The organism is Glycomyces mayteni, from assembly GCF_042428885.1.
GTDB lineage: Bacteria > Actinomycetota > Actinomycetes > Mycobacteriales > Micromonosporaceae > Glycomyces > Glycomyces mayteni.
On record NZ_JBHMBP010000004.1, the window covers coordinates 1,111,278 to 1,133,139 of the forward strand.

General features: G+C 70.3%; 25 protein-coding genes. 6 read left to right on the forward strand and 19 right to left on the reverse strand.

Features of this window, described 5'->3' with window-relative positions; genetic code table 11:
- Positions 1-20: 20 nt before the first annotated feature.
- From ACFFXY_RS20405 to rho, 12 genes are all read right to left on the reverse strand, one after another.
- Positions 21-842: a F0F1 ATP synthase subunit delta gene (locus ACFFXY_RS20405; protein WP_382354817.1), complete on the reverse strand. Its 822-nt coding sequence runs from the start codon at positions 840-842 to the stop codon at positions 21-23.
- Positions 842-1,384 carry a F0F1 ATP synthase subunit B gene (locus ACFFXY_RS20410; RefSeq protein WP_382354820.1) on the reverse strand — a complete coding sequence of 181 codons (543 nt, stop codon included), beginning with the start codon at positions 1,382-1,384 and terminating at the stop codon, positions 842-844. Before ACFFXY_RS20410 ends, ACFFXY_RS20405 begins: the two co-directional genes overlap by 1 nt.
- A gap of 21 nt (positions 1,385-1,405) precedes the next feature.
- Positions 1,406-1,621 (reverse strand): ATP synthase subunit C-like protein, encoded by a 216-nt coding sequence (locus ACFFXY_RS20415; RefSeq protein ID WP_106364943.1) that lies wholly within the window; start codon positions 1,619-1,621, stop codon positions 1,406-1,408.
- Positions 1,622-1,719: 98 nt separating this feature from the next.
- Positions 1,720-2,532, reverse strand: a complete 813-nt coding sequence (gene atpB, locus ACFFXY_RS20420) for a F0F1 ATP synthase subunit A (RefSeq protein ID WP_360055237.1) — start codon at positions 2,530-2,532, stop codon at positions 1,720-1,722.
- Between the two features lie 40 nt (positions 2,533-2,572).
- A complete protein-coding gene (locus ACFFXY_RS20425) occupies positions 2,573-2,791 on the reverse strand; it encodes an AtpZ/AtpI family protein (RefSeq protein ID WP_382354824.1) in 219 nt (72 codons plus the stop codon).
- A gap of 132 nt (positions 2,792-2,923) precedes the next feature.
- Complete coding sequence (locus ACFFXY_RS20430; RefSeq protein ID WP_382354827.1) at positions 2,924-3,325, reverse strand: Cg1360 family ATP-synthase-associated protein; 402 nt, start codon at positions 3,323-3,325, stop codon at positions 2,924-2,926.
- Complete coding sequence (locus tag ACFFXY_RS20435) at positions 3,322-3,873, reverse strand: arsenate reductase/protein-tyrosine-phosphatase family protein (protein ID WP_382354830.1); 552 nt, start codon at positions 3,871-3,873, stop codon at positions 3,322-3,324. Before ACFFXY_RS20435 ends, ACFFXY_RS20430 begins: the two co-directional genes overlap by 4 nt.
- On the reverse strand, positions 3,870-4,637 hold the full coding sequence (locus ACFFXY_RS20440) for an L-threonylcarbamoyladenylate synthase (protein WP_382354832.1): 768 nt from the start codon (positions 4,635-4,637) through the stop codon (positions 3,870-3,872). The genes ACFFXY_RS20435 and ACFFXY_RS20440 overlap by 4 nt, the downstream gene beginning before the upstream one ends.
- Positions 4,634-5,467, reverse strand: a complete 834-nt coding sequence (prmC, locus tag ACFFXY_RS20445; RefSeq protein ID WP_382354835.1) for a peptide chain release factor N(5)-glutamine methyltransferase — start codon at positions 5,465-5,467, stop codon at positions 4,634-4,636. Before prmC ends, ACFFXY_RS20440 begins: the two co-directional genes overlap by 4 nt.
- Positions 5,468-5,477: 10 nt before the next feature.
- Entirely contained in the window at positions 5,478-6,563 is a 1,086-nt protein-coding gene (gene prfA / locus ACFFXY_RS20450) for a peptide chain release factor 1 (RefSeq protein WP_382354838.1), read from the reverse strand.
- A gap of 90 nt (positions 6,564-6,653) precedes the next feature.
- Positions 6,654-6,884: a 50S ribosomal protein L31 gene (gene rpmE, locus ACFFXY_RS20455; protein ID WP_106364949.1), complete on the reverse strand. Its 231-nt coding sequence runs from the start codon at positions 6,882-6,884 to the stop codon at positions 6,654-6,656.
- Between the two features lie 159 nt (positions 6,885-7,043).
- The gene (rho, locus tag ACFFXY_RS20460) at positions 7,044-8,858 is read right to left on the reverse strand and encodes a transcription termination factor Rho (RefSeq protein WP_382355555.1); all 1,815 of its coding nucleotides are present in this window, start codon (positions 8,856-8,858) and stop codon (positions 7,044-7,046) included.
- Here rho and ACFFXY_RS20465 point away from each other — a divergent pair.
- Positions 8,776-9,201, forward strand: a complete 426-nt coding sequence (locus ACFFXY_RS20465) for a hypothetical protein (protein ID WP_382355581.1) — start codon at positions 8,776-8,778, stop codon at positions 9,199-9,201. The genes rho and ACFFXY_RS20465 overlap by 83 nt on opposite strands.
- 304 nt (positions 9,202-9,505) lie before the next feature.
- Here the strand turns inward: ACFFXY_RS20465 and thrB are convergent, their stop codons facing one another.
- The 5 genes from thrB to argS are packed head-to-tail and all read right to left on the reverse strand — an operon-like array spanning position 9,506 to position 15,865.
- On the reverse strand, positions 9,506-10,408 hold the full coding sequence (gene thrB / locus ACFFXY_RS20470; protein WP_382354841.1) for a homoserine kinase: 903 nt from the start codon (positions 10,406-10,408) through the stop codon (positions 9,506-9,508).
- A complete protein-coding gene (gene thrC / locus ACFFXY_RS20475; protein ID WP_382354843.1) occupies positions 10,409-11,482 on the reverse strand; it encodes a threonine synthase in 1,074 nt (357 codons plus the stop codon).
- A gap of 7 nt (positions 11,483-11,489) precedes the next feature.
- A complete protein-coding gene (locus tag ACFFXY_RS20480) occupies positions 11,490-12,767 on the reverse strand; it encodes a homoserine dehydrogenase (RefSeq protein WP_382354846.1) in 1,278 nt (425 codons plus the stop codon).
- A gap of 51 nt (positions 12,768-12,818) precedes the next feature.
- Complete coding sequence (lysA, locus tag ACFFXY_RS20485) at positions 12,819-14,216, reverse strand: diaminopimelate decarboxylase (RefSeq protein ID WP_382354849.1); 1,398 nt, start codon at positions 14,214-14,216, stop codon at positions 12,819-12,821.
- Entirely contained in the window at positions 14,216-15,865 is a 1,650-nt protein-coding gene (gene argS / locus ACFFXY_RS20490; RefSeq protein WP_382354852.1) for an arginine--tRNA ligase, read from the reverse strand. The genes lysA and argS overlap by 1 nt, the downstream gene beginning before the upstream one ends.
- A 105-nt stretch (positions 15,866-15,970) precedes the next feature.
- On the opposite strand from argS, the gene ACFFXY_RS20495 reads away from it, so the two are divergent.
- From ACFFXY_RS20495 to ACFFXY_RS20515, 5 genes are all read left to right on the forward strand, one after another.
- The gene (locus tag ACFFXY_RS20495; protein WP_382354855.1) at positions 15,971-16,672 is read left to right on the forward strand and encodes a thioredoxin-like domain-containing protein; all 702 of its coding nucleotides are present in this window, start codon (positions 15,971-15,973) and stop codon (positions 16,670-16,672) included.
- Between the two features lie 249 nt (positions 16,673-16,921).
- Positions 16,922-17,773, forward strand: a complete 852-nt coding sequence (locus ACFFXY_RS20500) for a thioredoxin-like domain-containing protein (RefSeq protein ID WP_382354858.1) — start codon at positions 16,922-16,924, stop codon at positions 17,771-17,773.
- Positions 17,774-17,866: 93 nt separating this feature from the next.
- Positions 17,867-18,487, forward strand: coding sequence for a DUF305 domain-containing protein (locus tag ACFFXY_RS20505; protein WP_382354860.1), 621 nt, complete (start codon positions 17,867-17,869; stop codon positions 18,485-18,487).
- 10 nt (positions 18,488-18,497) lie between these two features.
- The gene (locus tag ACFFXY_RS20510; protein ID WP_382354863.1) at positions 18,498-19,196 is read left to right on the forward strand and encodes a hypothetical protein; all 699 of its coding nucleotides are present in this window, start codon (positions 18,498-18,500) and stop codon (positions 19,194-19,196) included.
- Between the two features lie 39 nt (positions 19,197-19,235).
- Positions 19,236-19,577: an MmcQ/YjbR family DNA-binding protein gene (locus tag ACFFXY_RS20515; RefSeq protein ID WP_382354866.1), complete on the forward strand. Its 342-nt coding sequence runs from the start codon at positions 19,236-19,238 to the stop codon at positions 19,575-19,577.
- 47 nt (positions 19,578-19,624) lie between these two features.
- Here ACFFXY_RS20515 and ACFFXY_RS20520 read toward each other — a convergent pair whose 3' ends face one another.
- Both ACFFXY_RS20520 and cysD read right to left on the reverse strand, forming a co-directional pair.
- The gene (locus ACFFXY_RS20520) at positions 19,625-20,902 is read right to left on the reverse strand and encodes a sulfate adenylyltransferase subunit 1 (RefSeq protein WP_382354868.1); all 1,278 of its coding nucleotides are present in this window, start codon (positions 20,900-20,902) and stop codon (positions 19,625-19,627) included.
- Complete coding sequence (gene cysD, locus ACFFXY_RS20525; RefSeq protein ID WP_382354871.1) at positions 20,903-21,805, reverse strand: sulfate adenylyltransferase subunit CysD; 903 nt, start codon at positions 21,803-21,805, stop codon at positions 20,903-20,905. It abuts the gene before it with no gap.
- Positions 21,806-21,862 lie beyond the last annotated feature (57 nt).

Sequence of the window (21,862 nt, forward strand, 5' to 3'; positions counted from 1 at the left end):
TTCTGTTGCTACCGGCTGGATCAGCGTCCGGCCAAGGCTTGGCGGGCTTCGTCGAGGCGGCGCGAGACGGAGCCGTCCCACAGTTCCGAGCCGACTTGCACCCGGATGCCCCCGACGATCGCGGGGTCGACGGTGACCTTGAGCGCCACCGGGCGGCCGTAGACGAGCGACAGCTTGGCGGCGAGCTGGCGCTCGCCGTGCTCGTCGAGCGGCTTGGCCACGGTCACGTAGGCCACGGCCTCGTCGCGGGCCGCCGCGGCGACCTCGACCAGGTAGGCCAGCGAGGCGTGGAAGCTGCGCCCGCCGATGCCGAAGCATGCGGCGGCCGCGAGCTTCACCGTCACCGGCTCGGCCTTGCCGCCGAGCAGGCGCTCGGTCAGCTCGGCCCGGCCCTTGGGGTCGGTGCCGGTGGCGCCGAGGGCCGCGGCGAGCTCGGCGTCGCCGTCGACGAGCCGTCCGAAGCGGAAGAGCTGGTCTTCGACGTTGGCCAGGCTGCCGTCCTTGGCGGCCGCGAGCAGCAGCGCCTCGACGGCGAGCTGCTCGGTGCCGTCCACCAGTTCGGACGGGCTGCTCCAGCGGCCGCGCACCAGGGCGGCGACCACGTCAGCGGAGGTGTCGCCGACTTGACCGGCGAGGAGCCCGCGGAGCAGGCCCTCGCGGTCGTCCGCCTCGCGGGCGGGGTCGGACAGGGCGCGACGCAGCCGAGGCTGGTCGACGAGGAACCGCGTCACTCCCAGCAGCTGATCGCCGCACTCGGTGAGCTGCTCAGCCGAGGAACCGGAGGCGGCGGCCTCCAGCACGGCCCGGCCGGCCTCGATGCTTTCGCGTCCAGTCGTCGACATCAGCGCGCTCCGCTCGTCTCGGCCGTGTCGTCCGCGATCTCGGCCAGGAACTGGTCGACGGTCGCGGTCGTGTCGGCGTCGCCGGCGAGGCGCTGGCCGATGATCTTCCCGGCCAGGTCGACCGCCAGGTTGCCGACCTCGCTGCGCAGCTCGCGGACGAGCTGCTGGCGCGAGGCCTCGACCTGGGCGTGGCCGGCCGCGATGATCCGGTTGGACTCCTCGCGGGCGGAGACGAGGATCTCCTCCTTGGCGGCCACGGCGTCGGCGCGGGCCTCGTCGCGGATCGCGGCGGCCTCCTCCTGCGCAGTGGCGAGCTTCCGGCGGTACTCCTCAAGCGTCTGGTTGGCCTCTTCCTGAGCGCGCTCGGCGCGCTCGATGCCGCCCTCGATCGCGTCGACCCGTGCCTCGAACGTCTTCTCCATGCGGGGGAAGACGAACTTGATGAGCACGAAGCACAGCAGACCGAAAGCGATGGCCCCGACCAGCATCTCCTGCCAGATCGGGAAGAGGATCCCGGCCCCTCCTTCGGCGGCGTGAATCATGATGACTCCCTTAGAGGGTGACTAGTTGCCGCCGCCGAGGGCGAAGGCGAGGACGAGGCCGAACAGCGCGAGCACCTCGACGAGGGCGAAGCCCATGAACAGCATCGGGCGGGTGATGCCGGCCGACTCGGGCTGGCGGGCGGTGGCGGTGATCCACGCGGCGAAAATGAGGGCAACACCGATACCGGGGCCGATCGCAGCGAGACCGTAACCGATGACGTTGACGGAGCCTTCCATCTGGCTTTCTCCTAGGTGTCAGCGTGGCGTGACCGTCACGCGCACGATGTTGTTCAATTGCGAAATCTCTGGGTGAGGGGTGGAAGCTTCGGGGAGCTCTAGTGCTCTTCCGCGAGGGACCCCTGGATGTACATGCCCGTCAGGAGCGTGAAGACGTACGCCTGGAGCAGGATGACGATGAGCTCGAAGAGGGTCATCGCGATGCCCATGCCGAACGAGAAGATCGACAGGCCCTGGATGAAGAAGTTGCTGGAGTTGAGCATCTCGAACCCGCCGAGGATGAACACCAGCAGGATGAGGTGGCCCGCGAACATGTTCGCGAAGAGCCGCAGGGCCAGGGTGACCGGGCGCAGGATGATGTTCTGGAGGATCTCGATCGGGATCAGCAGCGGGTAGATGAACAGCGGCGCGCCCGGGGGCACGACGGTGATCTTCAGCCACTTGGCCAGGCCGTGCTGCTTGATGCCGACCCAGACGTAGATGATCCACGAGAGGATCGCCAGCATCGCCGGGAACGCGATGTGCGCGTTCGGGGAGATCTGGATGCCGGGCACGACGGCCCAGAAGTTCATGAGGACGATGAACAGGAACAGGGTCGCGAGGTACGGGGCGAACTTCACGCCGTCCTTCTTGCCCATGAGGTCGATGGCGACGGTGTTCCGGATGAAGCCGTAGGCGGACTCGGCCAGCCACTGCTTCTTGGTGGGGACGATCTGGGGCTTGCGGTAGGCCCACAGGAAGAAGACGATGAGGATCGCGACCGTCAGCCACACACCGAGGGTGATGGTGGTGAACATGTGGGCGAGCGCGGTCCCGGTGAGCCCGGAGAACCAGTCGGCAAAGTCAAAGCTGTGGATACCGGGCGGGAAGTGGGACTCCCCTTCGGCCAGCACGATGGCTGAGTCGGTCACGCGAGCCACGCCTCTCAGTCAGTGTCGGTCACAAAAAGAACTACGGCGACATCTGCTTGATGAGCAGGTACATCCCCGCTCCAGCACCGACCAGCATCCCTACCAGGAGCCCGACTTTGGGCAGTTCGAGCCACAGGTCGACGAGATATCCGAGACCACCCCAGACGATGATCCCGGACAGCAGATATCCCAGAGCGCGCCAGCCCATGTCAGAACCGTCAGGCTGGGGCTTGCGTTCGGGGGGTTCCATGTCGGCCATGTCGGATTGAACTCTAACAGCTACTACGCAGGAACTGCCCAGCGGGTTCGCTGAGATGAGCGCCATCCGTGCGCAATTGTCAACCTCCACGAAACACCGCGTGTCGCATCGCATGCGGGCGTCAAGGGCGCGTCAAGACGGCTGGTCGAGCTCGATGTAGGGGATCTTGGCCTTGTATGCCCAGACAGCCTGGGTCGCGAGCCACGCGACGGCGCCGCCGACGATCCCGCAGGCGAAGGGGAGCAAGGCATTCGGGGCCGTCGATTGGACCGTCCACAATGCAAAAAAGGCGATCACGAGCTTGAATGCGTATGTGATCAAAGCCATAGGCAGGGTGAGACGCAGGTCAATCTTCTCGGCTGCTGCGACCGCTTGCACCGAGCCGGCGAAACCCAAGGCGGCCAACGCTACTCCTGCCGGAGCGCCCCAGGCGCCCGGCCCTCCCGCGGTGATCCACCCGGCGACCGCCGCGATCACCGCGGCGATCCCGGCGACGGCGAAGCACGGCTTCAGAAAGCCCCGCGCGGCCCTCACGACGGGCCCTCCAGGGCCGCCGCGACCGGCGTGAGCGCGGCCTCCAGCTGGTCGGCGATCCGGCCGTACTCGGCGCGGCTCATCCCCCACGGGTCCGCCAGGTCGGCGTCCTCGTAGTCGCCGCGGCGCCGCTCCGCGAGCGCCAGGAGCGCCTTGCCGCGGGTGTGGACGTCGCCGCCGGGGACCTCGCCGGCGGCGTCGGCGGCGATGCGCCCGAACGTGCGCACGAGGAAGGTCTTCCCGGTCGCCTCGGGGTAGGACTCGGCGATGAACTCCGCGTGCCCGGCCGTCGCGACCAGGATCAGGTCGGAGGCCTCGATGTGGGCCCGGACCAGGTGCCTGGCGCCGTGGCCCGCGGACTCGTAGCCGCGGTCCTCCAGTTCGCGCGCGGAGAACGGCTGCATGTCGTCGCCCTCGTGCCACGACGAGGTCCCGGCGCCGTGGTTGTACACGTCGTCGCCGGTGAGGCCGTCGAGGATGCGCTCGGACATGGGCGACCGGCAGATGTTGCCGGTGCACACGTGGAGGACCGAGAAGGGCGCGCTCACGCCGGGCGCTCCTCGGCGGGGGCCTCGTCGGTCGCCTCGGCGGTCTCGGACGCGTCGGCCTCGTCCGCTTCGGGGGCCTCGTCCGGCTCCTGGTCCTCGGGGCGCTGGCCGGGGCCGTAGCCGTCGCGGTCGAGCGTGTCGGGGACGATCTTGCGGATCTGCTCCAGCGTGAGGGCGCCCTCGCGCAGCAGCTGCGGCGGGTGCGCGACGCAGTCGACGATCGTCGAGGGCAGGTTGTCCTCGCTGGGCCCGGCCTCCAGGTACACGGAGACGTCGGAGCCGAGCTGGGCCTTCGCGTCGGCGGCGGTCTCGGCCGGGGGCTGACCGGTCTTGTTCGCGGAGGACACGGCCATGGGGCCGGTCTCCTTGAGCAGCTCGATCGCGAGCGGGTGCAGCGGCATGCGCACCGCGACGGTGCCGTCGGTGTCGCCGAGGTCCCAGGTCAGCGTCGGGGTGTAGGGCACCACGACGGTGAGCGGGCCGGGCCAGAACGCCTCGATGAGCTCCTTCGCGGAGTCCGGGACGTCGGAGGCGATGCCGTCGAGGGCCCGCTTGGAGCCGACGAGGACGGGCGGGGCCATGTCGCGCCCGCGGCCCTTCGCGGCGAGGAGCGCCTTCACGGCGGCGTGGTTGAACGCGTCACAGCCGATCCCGTACACGGTGTCGGTGGGGATGACGACCAGCCGGCCGCCGGTGACGGCGCGCGCGGCGGACTTGATGCCCGTGGCGCGGTCCTTGATCTTCCTGCAATTGAACAGCCTCACGGCAGCAAGCCTAGCCTTCCTGTAGCGAACCTCGGCCGGCCGGCGAGGTCGTCGTGGTCCTCCGCATCGGTGAACCCGCTGACACGGAGGATCTCCGGGGCCACGGTCCCGTGGGTGTCGTCGTGCTCGAAGCCGTACCAGCCGCCGGGCCGGAGCCAGCCCGCGGCGCGGACGGCGAGCGGCTGGATGACCGCGAGCCCGGCCTCGGCCGCGTACACGGCCCCGGACGGGTCGAACTCCACCTCGGGGGCCACTTCGATCTCGAACGGCACGTACGGCGGGTTCGCGGTCACGAGGTCGGCGAGCCCGTCGAGCTCGGCGAGCGTCCCGGCGGCGGTGGCGTCGGCGAGGACGGGCACCGCGCCGGTGCCCTCCAGGTTCGATTCGAGCCACTCGAACGCGTCGGGGTCGACCTCGACGGCCCACACGCGGGCGTCGGGCCGCTCGGTCGCGATCGAGTAGGCCACGGCCCCCGAACCCGAGCACGCGTCGATGACGGTGCCCCCTTCCGGCAAGTGGGCGAGCGCCCAGTCCACGAGCAGCTCCGTCTCGGGCCGGGGCACGAACACCCCCGGTCCGACCGCGAGCTCGCCGTAGCGGAACGCCGCCGAGCCGGTGAGGTGCTGGAGCGGTTCGCGGGCGGCCCGGCGCGCCGTGAGCGCGTCGAACACGGCCGCCTGGGCCTCGGTCGGCCCGTCGGCGATGAGGAGCTGCGCGCGCGTGAGCCCGGAGACGTGGGCCGCGAGCAGTTCGGCGTCGTTGCGCGGGGAGTGGACCCCTGCCGCCGCGAGCCGCGCCGCGGCCGCGGCCACCGTCTCGGGCCAGGCCACCGCGCCGCGCCTACTCAGCGCCGCGCGCCATGCGCTCGGCGCGGTCGGCGGCGGCGAGGGCGTCCAGGACCTCGTCGAGGGAGCCGTCCATGACCTGGTCGAGGTTGTACGCGGTGAACCCGACGCGGTGGTCGGTGAGGCGGTTCTGCGGGAAGTTGTAGGTGCGGATGCGCTCGGAGCGGTCGGCGGTGCGCACCTGCGACAGGCGCGCGGCCCCGGCCGCGGCCGCGGCCTCCTCCTGCTGCTTCGCGAGCAGGCGGGCGCGCAGGACCTTGATCGCCGCCTCCTTGTTCTGGAGCTGGCTCTTCTCGTTCTGCGAGGTGACGACGACGCCGGTGGGCACGTGGGTGAGGCGCACCGCCGAGTCGGTGGTGTTGACCGACTGGCCGCCGGGCCCGGAGGACCGGTACACGTCCACCCGCACGTCGTTCATGTTCAGCTCGAAGTCGACCTCCTCGGCCTCGGGCATCACGACGACCGCCGCCGCCGAGGTGTGGACGCGGCCCTGCGACTCGGTCACGGGCACGCGCTGCACGCGGTGGACGCCGCCCTCGAACTTCATGCGCGACCACACGCCGTTGCCGCCCTCGGGGTTCCCCTTGGTGCGCACCGCGATCGAGGAGTCCTTGACGCCGCCCAGGTCGGTGGGGACCATTTCGAGGGTCTCCACGGCCCAGCCCTGGCGCTCGAAGTACCGCAGGTACATGCGCAGGAGGTCCCCGGCGAACAGGCCGGACTCCTCGCCGCCCGCGCCCGCCTTGATCTCGATGATGACGTCCTTGGAGTCGTCGGGGTCGCGCGGCACCAGCAGCTCCGCGAGCTTCTCCTCAAGCTGCGGGATGCGCCCCCGCAGCCGGTCGGCCTCCTCCGCGAACTCCGAGTCCTCCTTGGCGAGCTCCTCGGCGGTCTCCAGGTCGTCCTTGGCCGACGCGATGTCCTCGGCGGTCTTCGCGATCGGCGACAGCTCCGCGTAGCGGCGCCCGACCCGCCTGGCCTGGGCCTGGTCGGCGTGCAGGGCGGGGTCGCCCATCTGGACTTCGAGGTCGCGGTACTCCGCGATGAGCATTTCCAGGCGGTTGTCGGCTGCGGACGTCATCTCTGTTCCTTAAGAAAGCCTTGCAAGACATCGGACGGGACGAAAAACGCGGCGCCCGTGTCGCAGGGACACGGACGCCGCGGAGCACAGCTACTTGCCGGCCTGGGCCTTCTCGGCAGCCTTGGCGTAGCGGGCCTTGAACTTGGCCACGCGACCGCCGGTGTCGAGGATGCGCTGCTTGCCGGTGTAGAACGGGTGGCACTTGTTGCAGGTCGCAGCCTGGATCTTGCCGCTGGTCACCGTCGACCGGGTGGTGAAGCTGTTCCCGCAGGAGCAGGTCACCTCGGTGACGACGTACTCAGGGTGGATGCCCTCTTTCATGACTTCCCTTTCATGCCGGTCGCCGGGTCGGCTTGCGCCGTGAACCGGTACCGCGTCGAGCCCCCAAGGGGCTATCGGAGGGTGCGCGACCTGCGCACCAGCGTTCAATGGTAAGGCGTGAGGCCGCTCTCAGCGAGGGCGGCCTCACGTCTCGTACGACTAGTCGCCGGGCGTGCTCTTGACGATGGACATCAGGAACTCGGCGTTCGTCTGGGTCTTCTTCAGCCGGTCGATGAGCAGCTCGATCGCCTGCTGCGGCTCCAGCGAGGACAGGACCCGGCGGAGCTTCAGCATGACCGCCTGCTCCTCGGGGCTCATCATGAGCTCGTCCTTGCGGGTGCTCGACTGGTGCACGTCGATCGCCGGCCACGTGCGCTTCTCGGCGATCTTCCGGTCCAGCTTGAGCTCGGCGTTGCCGGTGCCCTTGAACTCCTCGAAGATGACCGTGTCGCCCATGGAGCCGGTCTCGACCAGCGCCGTGCCGATGATGGTCAGCGACCCGCCGTGCTCGATGTTCCGCGCCGCGCCCAGGAAGCGCTTCGGCGGGTAGAGCGCGGTCGAGTCGATGCCGCCGGACAGGATCCGGCCCGACGCGGGCGACGAGTTGTTGTACGCGCGGCCCAGGCGGGTGATCGAGTCGAGCAGCACGACCACGTCGTGGCCCAGCTCCACGAGGCGCTTCGCGCGCTCGATGGCGAGCTCGGCGACCGTGGTGTGGTCCGACGGCGGGCGGTCGAAGGTCGAGGCGATGACCTCGCCCTTCACCGATCGCTGCATGTCGGTGACCTCTTCGGGCCGCTCGTCCGCGAGGACCACCATGAGGTGGCACTCGGGGTTGTTCGTGGTGATCGCGTTCGCGATCGCCTGGAGCACCATCGTCTTGCCGGCCTTCGGCGGCGAGACGATGAGGGCGCGCTGGCCCTTGCCGATCGGGGCCACGAGGTCTATCACCCGCGTGGTCAGCGCGTTCGGCTCGGTCTCCAGGCGCAGGCGCTCCTGCGGGTACAGCGGCGTGAGCTTGTAGAACTCGTCGCGCTTCTTCGCGTCCTCGGGGTTCATGCCGTTGACGGTGTCGAGGCGCACGAGCGGGTTGTACTTCTCGCGGCGCTGCTTGGCCTGCTGGCTGTTGCCGTTCCCGGGCTCCTCGCCGCGGGTGGGCTTGACGGCGCCGGTGATGGCGTCGCCGCGGCGCAGCCGGTACTTGCGGACCTGCGACATCGAGACGTACACGTCGTCCGGTCCGGCGAGGTAGCCGGTCGTGCGGATGAACGCGTAGTTGTCGAGGATGTCGAGGATGCCGGCGACCGGGACGAGCAGCTCGTCGTTCTGGGAGCCGCCGCTGCCGCCGCCCTGCGGGCCGCGCTCGTTCTCGTCGCGCCCGCCGCGCTGGCGGCGGTCGGAGCGGTCCCGGCGCTTGCGGCGGCGGCCTTCGCCGTCGCCGTCGCGCGGGCCGCGGTCGTCGTCGTAGTCGTCGTTGCGCTCATTGCGGCGCTCACGGGACTCGTTGCGGGACTCGGGCTGCTCGTCGCGGCGGCCGTTCTCGCGCCCGTTCTCACGGGAGCGGCGGCGGCGCTGCGGACGGTCCTCATCGGAATCGAACTGCGAGCCGGACGTGTTGGCGTCGGCGCTCCCGGTCTCCTCCGCGTCCTGCACGGTCGACTGGTGCTCCTGGCGACGGCGCGGCTGCGGCGGGCCGGCCGGGCGGGTGGCCCGGCGAACGGCACTGCCGCCCTTGGCGTCGGCGCTCTCGGAGCCGTTGTCGCCCGGCGCGGTGTCGACAGTGGCCTGCGGACCCTCGGCGGTCGGTGTGTGTTCGGAGTCAGGCACTGGCGGGGCCTCCTGTTCGGCGCTGGCACCGCCGGGCTGCGAGCCCTCATCCTGCCGTTCCTGGATGGCGGCGATCAGCTCGCTCTTGCGCATCCGGCCAACGCCGGTGATGCCGAGCGATTGCGCCATCTGCTGGAGCTCGGGCATCAGCAGTGAGGCCAGACCGGTTCCTGCCCGGCGGCGCTTCCTGGCCTCGGGGAGTTCCTCTCCCGAAGTCGGCGCCGCATCGCTCATCCGGTCCGACGTCGTGCCGGTGGTGTCGCTCAATGGATTCCTTCCCTGGCGGAACTTCGAATGGGATTCGAGGAGTTTCCGCGTCTTTCAAATAGCCGCAATGCCGATGTTCTGGTCTGCGTCCCGCCATCGCTTCGACCGCCTCGGCCCGAGCGGGCGCGGCGGATGGAAGACGACGGTTGACACCGGGTGCAACACCCCTGGGCTGTCCGCTGAGCAGACGGTCCTGATCGAGGCGACGCCTCTGGGTTTGTGACCGGCGAGCTCGCGTTGAATGATCGTGCACGGTGAGACACGTGGCGCCGATCTCCGCTGATTGCGATCCATGCGGACAGCGACTGTTCCTTCGTCGAAACCGTGCCATGCCACGCTGGAGCTTTGCAAAGTCACAAATCCATGGTTGAGGGTGATGACCCAAACAAGAGATCAGGCGTGCGCTGGATGCGCCGCAGCTGTTGTGACCACAAGCATAAGCAAGGCTTCGAGCAGTCACGACACCGGGTGGTCGTCTAACTGGAATAGTAGCGCACCTTTGCCATTCCCAACAACGGACCCGAGGATCATTCGCTGGGGACGGGTGCGACCTGCACTGCCCCGCCGGCGACGTCCAGGCGCCTCGCCTCGAAGCCTTCGGGGGCCTCGGGGACGGGTGCGCCGTCCACCGCCAGGGCGAGCACGGTCGGCCCTGCGCCCGAGATCGCCGCGGCGGTCCCGGTGGTGCGCAGCTGTTCCAACAACGCCGCGCTCTCCGGCATTCCCGCGGCACGGAACCGCTGGTGGAGGCGGTCGTCGGTGGCCTCGAAGAGGCGCGAGGGACGCACCGTCACCGCGGCCACGAGCAGCGCCGAACGCGAGAGGTTGAACACCGCGTCGGCGTACGCGACCTTCTCCGGGAGCGCCGCGCGGGCGACCGAGGTCAGGCCCTTCGACCGCGGGATGTAGACCCACGGGTGCAGGCGCGGGGACGGGTCGAGGGCGACGGCCCGCGCTCCGTCCTCTGTGGAGTAGGCGATGGTGAACCCGCCGAGGAGGCAGGGGGCCACGTTGTCGGGGTGGCCCTCGATCTCGCTCGCGAGCTTCAGCTTCTCGGCGCGGGTGAGCCCGGCCCCGGCCAGCGCGTCGGCGAGCATGATGCCCGCGACGATCGCCGCGGAGGAGGACCCGAGGCCGCGGGCGTGCGGAATGCTGTTGCGGCACTTGAGGTCCAGGCCCGGCGGCGTGAGGTCGAGCGAGGCGAACGTGCGGAGCATCGCGGAGGCGACGAGGTGTCGTTCGTCGCTCGGGACGGTGCCCGCGCCCTCGCCTTCGACCTCCACGGTGATCTTCGTGCCGCTGGTGGCCTCGGCGGTGACCTCGTCCCACAGGTCGAGGGCGAGGCCGAGCGAGTCGAAGCCGGGCCCGAGGTTCGCTGAGGTGGCCGGGACGCGGACGGTCGCCCGCGGCCCGGTGTTGAAGGCGCCCAATTAGAGTCCCAGCGCCGTGGCCGTCTGCAGCACGTCCACGGGGACGGTCTGCGGCTGCGGCGCGGTGGAGACGGCCCAGTCGGGGTCCTTGAGGCCGTTGCCGGTGACGGTGCAGACGACGGTCTGGCCGGGTGCGAGCCAGCCCGCGGCGGCCTGCTTGAGCAGGCCCGCGACCGAGGCCGCGGAGGCGAGTTCGACGAAGACGCCTTCGGAGCGGGCCAGGAGCATGTACGCGGCGTGGATCTCGCGGTCGGTGGCGGCGATGATGTCGCCGTTCGACTCGGCCTTGGCGTCGAGGGCCTTGGTCCACGACGCGGGGTTGCCGATGCGGATCGCGGTGGCGATGGTCTGCGGGTGCTCCACGACGCGGCCGTCGACGATCGGCGCGGACCCGGCGGCCTGGACGCCGAGCATCCTCGGGAGCTTCGTGGAGGTCCCGGCGGCGTGGTCCTCGTTGTACCCGAGCCAGTAGGCGGTGATGTTGCCCGCGTTGCCGACCGGGAGGCAGTGGATGTCGGGGGCGTCGCCGAGGACCTGCACGACCTCGTACGCGGCGGTCTTCTGCCCGAGGATGCGGTTGTAGTTCAGGTGGTTGACGAGCGTGACGGGGTACTCGACGGCGAGCTTGTCGGCGATGGACAGGCAGTCGTCGAAGTTCCCGTCGACCTGGAGGACCTTGGCGCCGTGGACGAGGGCCTGGGCGAGCTTGCCGAGGGCGATCTTCCCGGCGGGGATGAGCACCGCGCAGGTGATCCCGGCGCGGGCGGCGTAGGCCGCGGCGGACGCGGACGTGTTGCCGGTGGAGGCGCAGATGACGGCCTTGGAGCCGTCCTCGACGGCCTTGGAGACCGCGAGGGTCATGCCGCGGTCCTTGAAGGACCCGGTCGGGTTGAGGCCCTCGATCTTGAGGTACACGTCGCAGCCGGTCTTCGCGGACAGGACGGGCGCGGGGAGCAGCGGCGTGCCGCCCTCCTGGAGGGTTACCACGGGGGTGTCCCCGGTGACGGGGAGGCGGTCCCTGAACTCCTCGATCAGGCCGCGCCACCCCGGGCGCATAGCAGCAGAGCCGGACATTTCGTCCCTATTCTCCTTCGACGCGCATGACGCTGGTGACCTGGTGCACCGACGTCAGCTGCGACAGTTCGTCAACGGTGTCCGACAACTGCTTGTCGGCGGCCGTGTGGGTGACCACCACCAGCTGGGCGTCGTCGCCGCGGCCGGACTGGTGGACGGTGGCGAGGCTGACGCCGTGGTGGGCGAAGGTGGCCGCCACGCGGGCGAGCACGCCGGGCTCGTCCACCACGTCGAGGCTGACGTGGTAGCGGGTGCGGGCCTCGCCGATGGGTTTCACCGGCAGGTCCTGGTAGGCGGCCTCGGGCGGGAACGCGGTGATCCCGCCGCGCTTGTTGCGCGCCACGGCCACGATATCGCCGAGCACGGCCGAGGCGGTCTCGGTGCCGCCCGCTCCCGCTCCGTAGAACATGAGGCGGCCTGCGGACTCGGCCTCGACGAACACGGCGTTGTACGCGCCGTTGACGTTCGCGAGCGGGTGGTTGCGGGGGATCATCGCCGGGTGGACGCGCACGGACACGCCGTCGGCCTCCCGGGTGGCGATGCACAGCGGCTTGACGACGCGCCCTTCGGCGGCGGCCGACGCGATGTCGGCGGCGGAGACGTCGCGGATGCCCTCCCGGTAGACGTCGCCGAGGTCGATGTGGGTGTGGAACGCGAGCGAGGCGATGAGCGCGGCCTTCGCGGCGGCGTCGTAGTTGTCGACGTCGGCGGTCGGGTCCGCCTCGGCGTACCCGAGCTCGGTGGCCTCGCCGAGGGCCTCCTCAAACGCGGCGCCGGTCTGCGACATGCTGCTGAGGATGTAGTTCGTGGTCCCGTTGACGATCCCGAGGACCCGGTTGATCGTGTCGCCGTGCAGCGACTCGCGCAGCGGGCGCATGAGCGGGATCGCGGCCGCGGCGGCGGCCTCGTAGTACAGGTCCGCGCCGCCCGCCTTCGCGGCGGCCGACAGCGCCGGGCCGTCCTCGGCGAGGAGGGCCTTGTTCGCGGTCACCACGGACTTGCCCTCGCCGAGGGCGGTGGTGATCCAGGTGCGCGCGGGCTCGATGCCCCCGGCGACCTCCACGACGATGTCCACGTCCTCGCGCTTGACCAGGCCCAGCGCGTCGTTGGTGAACATCTCCTTGGGCACCGGCAGGTGCGAGCGGTCGCGGTCGAGGCGGCGCACGGCGATGCCGACGATCTCGACCGGCTCCCCCACCCGGGCCGCCAGCTCCTCCCCGCGCGTTCGCATGAGGCGCACGACTTCACTGCCGACGTTGCCGCATCCGAGTAGCGCGAGTTTCATCGCTGGTGTCCTCTTTCTGTGGGTTCAGCCGGACGCGCGGGCGCGGCCGGTCTAGCCGACGTCGAGACGCAAGAGGTCGTCGACGGTCTCGCGTGCCAGGATCACCCGGGCCTGGCCGTCGCGGACGGCCACGACCGGCGGACGCGGCACGTGGTTGTAGTTCGAGCCCATGGAGCGGCAGTAGGCGCCGGTTCCAGGGACCGCGAGCAGGTCTCCCGGCTTCACGTCGGCCGGCAGGAATTCATCTTTAACAACAATGTCGCCGGATTCGCAATGCTTTCCCACAACGCGGGCGAGCGCCGGTGTGGCGGTGGACGAACGCGAGGCGAGCGTCGCCGAGTAGGTGGCGTCGTACAGCGCGGTCCGGATGTTGTCGGAGATGCCGCCGTCGACCGAGACGTACAGGCGCGAGGCGCCCGCCGAGAGCGTCACGGGCTTGACGGTGCCCACCTCGTAGAGGGTGAACATCGAGGGCCCGATGAGGCTGCGGCCCGGCTCAATCGACAGGCGCGGGACGCCGATCCCGGCCGCGGCGCACTCGTCGGCCACGATCTTGCGCAGCGACGAGGCGATGTCGGCGGGCGGCTGCGGGTCGTCCTGCGTCGTGTAGGCCATGCCGAAGCCGCCGCCGAGGTCCAGCTCGTCGAGCGTGATCCCGAAGTCGGCCTGGAGCTTCGCCTGGAGGCGGGCCACGCGCGCGGCCGAGACCTCGAACGCGGCGGTGTCGAAGATCTGCGACCCGATGTGCGAGTGCAGGCCCAGCAGGTGCAGGTGCTCGGCGGCGACGACGCGGCGCGCGGCCTCGTAGGCGACGCCGTCGGCCAGCGAGAACCCGAACTTCTGGTCCTCGTGCGCGGTCGCGATGAACTCGTGCGTGTGCGCCTCGACGCCCACGTTCACGCGGACCATCACGTTCGGGCGCTTCCCCAGCTCCTCCGCGATCGCTTCGAGCCGCTCGATCTCCTGGAACGAGTCGGCCACGATCCGGCCCACCCCGATCTCCACGGCCTGGTGCAGCTCGGCGAGGGACTTGTTGTTCCCGTGCAGGCCCAGCCGGGCCGGGTCGAGCCCGGCCGCGAGGGCCACCGCGAGCTCGCCCGCGGTGCACACGTCCACGAACAGGCCCTCTTCGGCGGCGGCGCGGAGCACGGCCTTGGAGCAGAACGCCTTCGACGCGTAGAACACGTCGGCGTCGGCGAACGCCTCGGTCCAGGCCCGGCAGCGGGCCCGGAAGTCGTCCTCGTCGAACACGTACGCGGGCGTGCCGAACTCGGCCGCGAGCTTCTCCGCCGAGACGCCGCCGACGTGCAGGACGCCGTCCTCGGCGCGCTCGACGTTCTTCGCCCACAGCTGCGGGAGGATCGTGTTCACGTCCTCGGGCACGCCGAGCCACGACGGGCGCAGCGAGTCGAAGTCGCCGTGCAGCGCACCGGCCTCGTGCATGCGCATTACATCCGCTCCGGGGCCGAGACGCCGAGCAGCGCGAGCGCGTTGGCGAGGACGGTCCGGGTGGCGTCCACGACCCACAGCCGCGCGCGGTTGAGGTCCGTGGGCTCCTCGTCGCCGACCGGCAGGACCCGGCAGTCGTGCTGGAACCGGTGGTAGGCCCCGGCGAGCTCCTCGGCGTACCGGGCGACGCGGTGCGGCTCGCGCAGCTCCGCGGCGGTGGCGACCACCGACGGGAACTCGGCGAGGGCCTTGAGCAGGTCCGACTCGCGCTCGTGGACGAGCACCGACGCGTCGTACGCCTCGCCCTTGTCCACGCCGCGGTCGGCGGCGTTGCGCAGGACCCCGGCGATCCGGGCGTGCGCGTACTGCACGTAGTAGACCGGGTTGTCGCTGGAGTGCTTGGTCCACAGGTCGATGTCGAGGTCGATCGAGGAGTCCGCGGAGTAGCGCGCCAGCGCGTACCGCGAGGCGTCCACGCCGATGGCCCCGACGATGTCGTCCAGACCCAGGACCGTGCCCGCCCGCTTGGACATCCGCAGGGGCTTGCCGTCGCGCAGGAGGTTCACCAGCTGGCCGATGAGGATCTCCATGGTGCCCGGCTCGTCGCCGAAGGCGCGGCTCATGGCCTGCATGCGGCCGATGTAGCCGTGGTGGTCGGCGCCGAGCATGAACACGAGCTTGTCGAAGCCGCGCTCGCGCTTGTCGAGGTAGTACGCGCAGTCGGCGGCGAAGTAGGTCCACTCGCCGTTGGACTTCTTCAGCGGCCGGTCCTTGTCGTCGCCGAAGGTGGTGGTGCGCAGCCAGATCGCGCCGTCGGCCTCGTAGATGTGGCCCTGCTTGTCGAGGCGTTCGACGGCGGCGTCGAGCTCGCCCTTGTCGTGGAGGTCCTTCTCGTTGAAGAACACGTCGAAGTGGGTGCCGAACGCTTCGAGGTCGCTCTTGATCTCGGCGAACATGAGGTCCACGCCGACCTCCCGGAAGACCTCCTGCGGGTCGGCGGCGTCGAGCGCGTCGGGGCGCCGCTTGAGCACCTCGGCGGCGATGTCGGCGATGTAGGCGCCGCCGTAGCCGTTCTCGGGGGTCGGCTCGCCCTTCGCGGAGGCGAGCAGCGACGCGGAGAAGTTGTCGATCTGGGAGCCGGCGTCGTTGAAGTAGTACTCGGAGGTGACCTTCGCGCCGGAGGCGCGCATGACGCGGGCGAGGGCGTCGCCGACGGCGGCCCAGCGGACGGCGCCGATGTGCACGGGCCCGGTCGGGTTCGCGGACACGAACTCCAGGTTGACGTTGTGCCCGGCCATGGAGTCGTTGTCGCCGAAGGAGGGCCCGGCGGCGACGATCGTCCCGGCGATCTCGCCGGCGGCGGCCGCGTCGAGGGTGATGTTGAGGAACCCGGGCCCGGCGATGTCGACCTTGGCGACGCCGTCGGTGCTCGTCAGGTTCTCGGCGATCTTCTCGGCGAGCGCGCGCGGGTTGGTCCCGGCCTTCTTCGCGGTCTGGAGGGCGATGTTGGAGGCGTAGTCGCCGTGCTTGGGGTCCCTGGGTCGCTCCACCGCCGTCGCGGCGGGCAGTACGGCGGCGTCGAGGCCGAGGGCCTCGAAGGCATCGCGCGTAGCGGACAGCACTTTCTCTGCGAGCGTCTCAGGAGTCACCCGGTAATCGTAGACTCCCGGCTCGGGCGCCTGCGAGTGATAAAGGCGCGTGTGGCCTGCACCGGTAGGTTGTGGAGCAGCAACTCCGACGGAAGGCTCCCGAACATGCGCACGCTTCGCACCCGCTGGACCGCGATCGCCCCCCTCCTCGCCCTGGCGGCCCTCGCGGCCTGCTCCCCGGCCGCGGACTCGGGGGACGACGGCGGGGCCGCGGCCGACCAGACCTCCCAGGACGACGCGCAGGGCGTCGACATCGAGGGCGTGGAGTCGTTCTACGGGGAGTACGGCGACTACACGACCGTGATGGCCGCGATCCAGGCCGGGGACGTCACCGCCGAGGACCTGGAGTACCCGTTCGTGGCGCAGCAGGACCACGTGGACATCGCGACGGACTGGGACGGGCAGCCGCCGGTGTACGACCTGGTGCCCCCGGCGGGCGGGAACCACCTGTCGGCGTGGCAGACGTGCACGGGCTCGGTGTACGACGCGCCGCTGGTCGACGGGAACGCGGTCCACTCCCTGGAGCACGGGGCGGTGTGGCTGACGTACGACCCGGAACTGGTCGCGCCGGAGGCGGTGGACGCGCTGGCGCTGCTGGTGCAGGGCCGCGACTACTCGCTGATGAGCCCGTACCCGGGGCAGGGCCCGGCGGTGTCGCTCCAGTCGTGGGGGAACCGGTACCAGACCGAGGACCCGGCCGATCCGGCGATCGAGGCGTACCTGGACGAGTTCATCCTCAACGAGCGGTTCAACCCGGAGGCGATGGCGACCTGCGCGGGGGGCGTGAGCACGACGGTCGAGTCGTAGCGGGGCCGGGACGGGCCGCGCACGAAAGCCGCGCGCTCTAAGGAAGTGTCGCGGCCCGACCAGGTAAGGTGGCGTACGCGAGTGGTGTTCATGCCGGGCCCTCCCCCGGTGCCGCTGGCTCAACCTGTCGTCGACGATAGAGGCACGCCCCGCGATATGGCTACCAAGAAGCAATCCGCCACCAAGAGCGCCGGCAAGGGCAGCACTGGCAAAGGCAAAGGCACCGACAAGGAATCCGAGGAGACTCCGGTGAAGGAGTCGGCCGAGGCCAAGGGCTCGCCCAAGGCCAAGGCCGCGGGGAAGACCCCGGCCAAGGGCGCCGGGAAGACCCCCGCCAAGAGCTCCGGCAAGAGCGCCTTCGACACCTCCTCCGCGAAGAAGGACGCGAAGTCCGGGCCCGCCCGCAAGGGCCGCGCGGTCCAGGTGAAGCAGCCGAAGCCGTGGGGCATGATCTTCACGTTCGGCGGCGTCGGCGTCGTCGCGCTCGGCCTGATCGGGGCCGCCGTGTTCGTCGTGTGGGACCGGAGCCAGCCGCCGGAAGGCGTCACCGACTACTACGGCGAGTACGCGAACTACTCGGAGGTCTCCGCGGCCGTCCGGGACGGCGACGTCACCGAGGACGACCTGGAGCACCCGTGGGTGGTCCAGCAGACCCACGTCGACGGCGACGAGGACACCGCGAACGACGCCGTCGAGTACGAGACCACCCCGCCTTCGGGCGGCAACCACCTCGGCGCGTGGCAGACCTGCACCGGCTCGGTGTACGCGGCCGCGATCGTCGACGGCAACGCGGTCCACTCCCTGGAGCACGGCGCCGTGTGGCTCACCTACGACCCGGCCCTGGTCGACGGCGACGGCATCGCGCAGCTCGCCGGGAAGATCAACGGCCGCGACTACTCCCTCATGAGCCCCTACCCCGAGCTCGGCACGGAGGTCTCGATCCAGGCGTGGGGCGTCCAGTACAAGACGGACGACCTGAACGACCCGAAGATCGACGAGTTCCTGGACTACTACGTCCAGAACGCCGACAACACGGCCGAGGCGAACGCGACCTGCACCGGCGGGGTCTCGACCACGGTCGAGGACGCCGGCCAGATGTAGCGCGGGTGAGGGCGGCGAACCTTTCGGGCCGACGCTCGTTAGGCATGACGAGGGCGCGGGCGCTCCGCGAGGGCGCCCGCCGAAGGAGGACGAATGAGCGGCTTGTGGCGCAGGCCCGCACTGCTGATCGCGGTCACCGCCGTGCTCATGCTGGCCGCGGGCGGGGCGGTCGGCTACGTGGTCGGCACGTCCTCGCCCGGCAACGACTCGGTCGAGGCCGGGTTCGCGCGCGACATGATCACGCATCACCAGCAGGCCGTCGACATGGCGATGTACGAGTGGCAGAACGGCTCCGACGAGACGATGAAGATCGTCGCGTACGACATCGCCACCTCCCAGAGCGCCGAGATGGGCATGTACCGCTCCTGGCTGCGCCAGTGGGGCGTGCAGCTGTCCACCGGCGAGCCGATGGCGTGGGCGGGCGAGGAGCACGCCCACGACTCGCAGGAGGCCGGCGGGCTCATGCCCGGCATGGCGACCGACGAGGAGCTCGCGGAGTTCAAGTCCACCACGGGGACCGACGCCGACGTCATGTTCGCGAACCTGATGATCGACCACCACATCGGCGGCGTCGACATGGCGAAGGCCGCGCTGGACCTCACCGACGACGAGCTGGTCGTGGACGCGGCGCAGCGCACGATCACGGTGCAGCAGGCCGAGATCGAGAACCTCGCAGGCCACCGCGACCGGATCCTCTCGACCGTCGAGAACTAGGGAGTCCGCCGTGAGCGACAACTGGGGACCGCGATACGGCGACCCGGCGCACCCGACCACCGGGGAGCTGCCCCGGGTCGGGGACGGCCGCGGCACCGACGAGCTCAAGACCGTGCAGGTCGACACCGTCTCCGGCCCGCTCCCCCACACGCGCGAGCCGTCCCGGCCGCGCTACTCCTGGGAGCGCCCCGACGACCACGGCCGCTTCGAGCCCTCCGCGCCGCGCGAGGAGCCGGTCGCGGGCGGCTGGTCCGTCCCGCGGGCCGGACGCGAAGGCTCGCAGCCCCAGATGCAGTCCAACCGGTTCCGGTACTCCTGGGAGACCTCGCAGCCGCGCATGGAGCCCTCGCGGCCCCGCGCCGACGACACGACGCAGTTCGCGCGGGTCGGCGACGGCCTGCGCGGCGCGGTCGGGCCCGTCACCGTCCAGGTCGACCACGTGCGCGTCGACGGCGGCGTCCGCTCCGACGACACGCAGCTCCTCCCCACCTCGGCCTTCATGCGGCCCAAGCCGGAGGAGATCCCCGAGGCGTACGAGTCCCCGCAGCCCGAGCCGGGCACCGGGTCGATGCCCGCGATGCGCCACCAGATCGGCCCCGACTGGACCCAGACGCCCCTGCGGCTCCTCGCCGCGGCCGTCGTCGCCACCGCCGTCCTCGGCGCCTCCGCCGCGAGCCTCATCACGATCGGCAACTGGATCAACCCCTGAGGGCCTGAAAATGTCGCACCCTTGCGGGAACATGGACATATGGCTACCTGGGACGACGTGGTCGAGATCGCGATGCGCTACCCCGAGGTCGAAGAGACCACCAGCTGGCAGACGCCCTCGTTGAAAGTGAAGGGCCGCTTCTTCGCACGCCTGCGCACCGAGGCCGAGGGCGGCCTCGCCATCGTCTGCGACCCGAGCGAGAAGGCCGCCCTCCTCGCCTCCGGCGATCCGGCCTTCTACACGACCAAGCACTACGACGGCTACGCCATGATCCTCGTCGACCTGGACCGCATCGACGAGCCCCGGCTCACCGAGCTGATAGAGGACGCCTGGTACGCCAAGGCGCCCGTCAGGGTCAAGAAGGCGTGGGAGGAGACCTGACAGGGGGCCCGGACCGAAACGGTCCGGGCCCCCTCTCGTTGCACTGCTCAGACGATGATGCCCGCGCCGACGGTGCGGTTGTCGGACTCGTCGATGATGATGAAGCCGCCGGTGGAGCGGTTGCGGCGGTAGTCGTCGCACAGGAGCGGCTTCGTGGTGCGGAGCGTGACGCGCCCGATCTCGTTGAGCCGCAGCTCGTTCGCCGACTCGTCGCGGTGGAGCGTGTTGACGTCGAGCTGGTACTGCACGTCCTTGACGACGGCGCGCGCGTCCGCGGTCGTGTGCTTGATCGCGTACTTGCCGCGCAGGCGCAGCGGCCGGGCCTCGTCCATCCAGCAGACCATCGCCTCGATGTCCTGGGAGACGCGCGGCTGGTTGCCGGGGCGGCAGAGCATGTCGCCGCGGGAGACGTCGAGCTCGTCCTCCAGCCGCACGGTGACCGACAGCGGCGGGAACGCCTCGTCCAAGGGGCCGTCGGCGGTCTCGATCGACGCGATGCGCGAGGTGAACCCGCTGGGCAGCACCATGACCTCGTCGCCGGGCTTCATGACCCCGGAGGCGATCTGGCCCGCGTAGCCGCGGTAGTCGTGGTTGTCGCTCGAATGCGGCCGGATCACGTGCTGGACCGGGAAGCGCACGTCCACGAGGTTGCGGTCCGAGGCGATGTGGACCTTCTCCAGGTGGTGGAGCAGGCTCGGGCCCTGGAACCACGGCATGTTCTCGGACCGGTGGACCACGTTGTCGCCCTTGAGGGCCGAGATCGGGACCACCGTCAGGTCGGGGACTTCGAGCTTCGTTGCGAACGCCTTGAACTCGTTCTCGATGCGCTTGAACACGGCCTCGTCGTAGTCCACGAGGTCCATCTTGTTGACGCACAGGACCATGTGCGGGACGCGCAGCAGCGAGCACAGGAACGCGTGCCGCCGCGACTGCTCCACCAGGCCCTTGCGGGCGTCCACGAGGATCAGCGCCAGGTCGGCGGTCGAGGCGCCGGTGACCATGTTCCGCGTGTACTGGATGTGCCCGGGGGTGTCCGCGATGATGAACTTCCGCTCGGGCGTGGAGAAGTAGCGGTACGCGACGTCGATGGTGATGCCCTGCTCGCGCTCCGAGCGGAGCCCGTCGGTGAGCAGCGCCAGGTCGGTGTACTCGTCGCCGCGGCCCGCGGAGACGGCCTCCACGGCGTCCCACTGGTCGTCGAAGAGCGACTTCGAGTCGAACAGGAGGCGCCCGATGAGCGTGGACTTGCCGTCGTCGACCGAACCGGCCGTGGCGAAGCGCAGCAGCTCGTGCGTGTCCTCGCGCGAGGTCAGCGTGTCCGTCATCTAGAAGTACCCTTCCCGCTTGCGGTCTTCCATGGCCGCTTCAGAGGTCTTGTCGTCGCCGCGGGTCGCGCCGCGCTCGGTGACGCGGGTGACCTCGACCTCGGCGATGATCTCCTCGATCGTCGTCGCCTCGGAGCGGACCCCGGCCGTCAGGTTCGCGTCGCCCACGGTGCGGTAGCGGACGGTCTCCTTGAAAACCGACTCGCCCTCGCGCACCTGGATGAACTCGTTGACCGCGTACAGCATCCCGCCGCGGTCGACCACTTCCCGCTCGGACGCGAAGTACACCTCGGGCAGCGGGATCGACTCGGAGCCGATGTAGCGCCACACGTCGAGCTCGGTCCAGTTCGACAGCGGGAACACCCGGATCTGCTCGCCCGGGTGGACGCGCCCGTTGTACAGGCCCCACAGCTCGGGCCGCTGGTTCTTGGGGTCCCACTGGCCGAAGTCGTCGCGGAAGGAGAACACGCGCTCCTTGGCGCGGGCCTTCTCCTCGTCGCGGCGGGCCCCGCCGAACAGGGCGTCGAACTGGTACTTCTCGGCGGCCTCCAGGAGCACGGGCGTCTGGATGCGGTTGCGGGTGCCGTCCGGCGGCTCGGTGACCATGCCGCGGTCGATGGCGTCCTGGACGGACGCGACGATGAGCTGGACGCCGGTCTCGGCGACCCGGCGATCGCGGTAGTCGATGACCTCCGCGAAGTTCTGGCCGGTGTCGACGTGCATGACCGGGAACGGGATCGGCGCGGGCGCGAACGCCTTCTGCGCCAGGTGCAGCATGACGATCGAGTCCTTGCCGCCCGAGAACAGCAGCACGGGGCGCTGACAGGTGGCCGCGACCTCACGGAAGATGAAGATCGCCTCGGCCTCCAGCGCGGCGGTATGGCTGATTCGATAGTCGCTCACCGGCGCAGTGCTCCTCTCAGCTCGACCCCGGACGGGGTGTCGGTCATCGTTGCGGCC